2 protein-coding genes are annotated in these 2,843 nt (G+C 66.6%); both read left to right on the forward strand.

The window, feature by feature from the left end:
* The first annotated feature begins 105 nt into the window (after nucleotides 1-105).
* Nucleotides 106-1,116, forward strand: coding sequence for a glycosyltransferase family 4 protein (locus tag QZY48_RS05610; protein ID WP_295428831.1), 1,011 nt, complete (start codon nucleotides 106-108; stop codon nucleotides 1,114-1,116).
* Nucleotides 1,117-1,333: 217 nt separating this feature from the next.
* On the forward strand, nucleotides 1,334-2,725 hold the full coding sequence (locus tag QZY48_RS05615) for a ribonucleotide-diphosphate reductase subunit beta (protein WP_295428832.1): 1,392 nt from the start codon (nucleotides 1,334-1,336) through the stop codon (nucleotides 2,723-2,725).
* The last annotated feature ends 118 nt before the right edge of the window (nucleotides 2,726-2,843 follow it).

Below are 2,843 nucleotides of genomic sequence, written 5' to 3' on the forward strand. Positions count from 1 at the left end.
CTACGATAACCTCGAGTACGACAACGACAACGACAACGACAACGACCGCGACCGCGACGCCGAAGGCACTCACTAGCCACTAACCACTAGCCACCGGACCCCATCATGCTCCAAGACCTGCGCTGGCTGCGTCATTACCTGCGGGTGCGTCTGATCGGCTGGGCGCGGCAGCGCCGCAACCGCCCGCCCCGGACGGATGAATTGCTGTTCGTGGTCCAGGAGACCGCCCGCGGCTGGATCATGGAGACCATCTGCAAGAATCTCTGCGCCCATTACCCGGGGCGCGCGCGGCTGCACTACCCGACCGCCGTCCACGAGCCCCTACCCGCCGCCGCGGCCTATTTCTTCGTACATCAGAACGAGGCGATTGCGGCCCTGGCCCGGGACCCCAACGTGTGGCGCGGCGTGCGGTTGGTCCAATACACCCACCCCAGCCATGAATCGACCGTGGTGCGGGCGGCCGAGATCGTCTACGCGCTCAATCATCAGAGCCGCGTCCTGACCATGAACAGCCGGGCGCGTGAGTCGCTGATCGCGAGCGGCGTGCGGCCCGAGCGGGTCGCGACCCTGGTCGGGGCCTCGGATCCCGAGCGCTTCCGTCCCCACCAGCGCCCGGGGACCGGGGTCGTGGGCTTGAGCGCGGCCTATTATCCGCGCAAGAACCCGGAGCTGATGGCGGCGGTGGTCCGCGCCATGCCGGATCTGCACTTCATCCTGATCGGCAAGGACTGGGAGCAGTGGGACGGGTTCGCGGCGCTGCTCGCCTGCGGCAATTTCGAGTACCTGACCATCCCCTACGCGGACTATCCCGCCGCCTACGCCCGCATGGACGTCTTCCTCTCCACCAGCGCACTGGAGGGCGGGCCCATCCCGCTGATCGAGGCCATGATGTGCAATCTGCTGCCGGTGGTGAGCGACACCGGGTTTGCGCCTGACATCATCCGGCACGGGAAGAACGGCTATCTCTTCCCGGTGGACGCCGAGGCGCAACAGGTGGCGGGGCTGATCCGCCAGGCGCTGGCCAACCCCTGTGACGTCGCCGCCACCGCCACCCATCTGAGCTGGCAGGCGATGGCCCTGGAACTGCACCGCCAGGTCACCGACTCGCGACCCTGATCAGGCTGGCCAGGCGCCCGCCTGGCCCTGGCCCTGGGAACCAGTGAGCACGACATACGGGGTTTCCCTGCCCCTGAAACCACTAGATGTTGTAATAGGGTCTGGACATCTGCGCACCTTGGCCTAGAATGACGCGGCAACCGGACGAGCGCCGCGCCGCGCCCGCCGCGGCCTGCGCCGACCCAAGAACGACCGCCGATCCCGAGGACCAACTGCCATGCTCAACTGGGATGACCCGCTCGCCGCGACCCCGCCTGCCGCGCGCCGGCCACCGCCGCCCGCGGCCCACGCCGTCGGCCCCGCACCCTTGGGCGGCAGTGCCCGGCCCGCCCCGGCCGCCACCCGCTGGAGCGCCCACGACACCAGCGCCCATGCGCGCCCGGGGCGCGGCCTGGTCGCCAACGAGACCCTGATGACCACCGCGGGCAGCGCCCCCGTGGTCGACCCCAACCCCTTCCCGCCCCAGGCAGAGTTGCCCTTCGAGGACACCCTACTGTCCGGCCTGGCGGCCGACGGGCGCGGCGCACCGGCCGCGACCGACGCGGCGCCCGCGGGCGGGGCCTGCGGGCTCGAGTCGCTGGAGATGGGCGCCGGGCGGGTGCGGGTGGACGACAAGCGCATCATCAACTGCCGTGCGGACCTCAACCAGCTCGTCCCCTTCAAGTACGACTGGGCCTGGCAGAAGTACCTGGACGCCTGCGCCAACCATTGGATGCCGCAGGAGATCAACATGAACGCGGACATCGCCCTGTGGAAGGACCCCAACGGCCTCACGGACGACGAGCGCACCATCATCAAGCGCAACCTGGGCTTCTTCTCGACCGCCGACTCCCTGGTCGCCAACAATCTGGTACTGGCCGTGTATCGGCACATCACCAATCCGGAGTGCCGCCAATACCTGCTGCGCCAAGCCTTCGAGGAGGCCGTGCACACCCACGCCTATCAATATGTGGTGGAAAGCCTGGGTTTGGACGAGGGCGAGATCTTCAACATGTACCGGGAGGTGCCGGCGGTGGCCCGCAAAGCGGAATGGGCACTGCCCTTCACCCGCTACCTGGCGGACCCCCACTTCCACACCGGCACCCGGGAGAACGATCAGCGCCTGCTGCGCGAGCTGGTCGCCTTCTATGTGATCTTCGAGGGGATCTATTTCTACGTCGGCTTCGTGCAGGTCCTCTCCATGGGCCGGCGCAACAAGATGACCGGGACCGCCGAGCAGTTCCAGTACATCCTGCGCGATGAGTCCATGCACATGAACTTCGGCATCGACGTCATCAACCAGATCAAGATCGAGAACCCGGCGCTATGGACCGAGCCCTTCAGGCAGGAGCTGGTGGCAATGATCCGCGAGGCGGTGCAACTGGAGGCGCAATACGCCTACGACACCATGCCGCGCGGCGTCCTGGGGCTCAACGCCCCGCTGTTCGAGGAATACCTGCAGTTCATCGCCAACCGCCGCTGCGCCCAGATCGGCCTGCCGGAGCAATACCCGGGCGCCGCCAACCCCTTCCCCTGGATGTCCGAGGTGCTGGATCTCAAGAAGGAAAAGAATTTCTTCGAGACCCGAGTCACCGAGTACCAGACCGGCGGGGCGCTCAATTGGGACTGAGTTCATGAACGATCGTTGTCGTTGTCGTTGTCGTACTCGGAGTATCGCTGCAACTTGGCGTGCGAGGGAATCCGGGGCGATACGATAATCTCGATTACGATTACGACAACGACAACGA

The organism is uncultured Thiodictyon sp. (assembly GCF_903828115.1).
GTDB lineage: Bacteria > Pseudomonadota > Gammaproteobacteria > Chromatiales > Chromatiaceae > Thiodictyon.

Excerpts from the sequence above, each read along its gene's own strand:
- QZY48_RS05610 (WP_295428831.1), top strand. The coding sequence starts at position 106 with ATGCTCCAAGACCTGCGCTGGCTGCGTCATTACCTGCGGGTGCGTCTG.
- QZY48_RS05615 (WP_295428832.1), top strand. The coding sequence starts at position 1,334 with ATGCTCAACTGGGATGACCCGCTCGCCGCGACCCCGCCTGCCGCGCGC.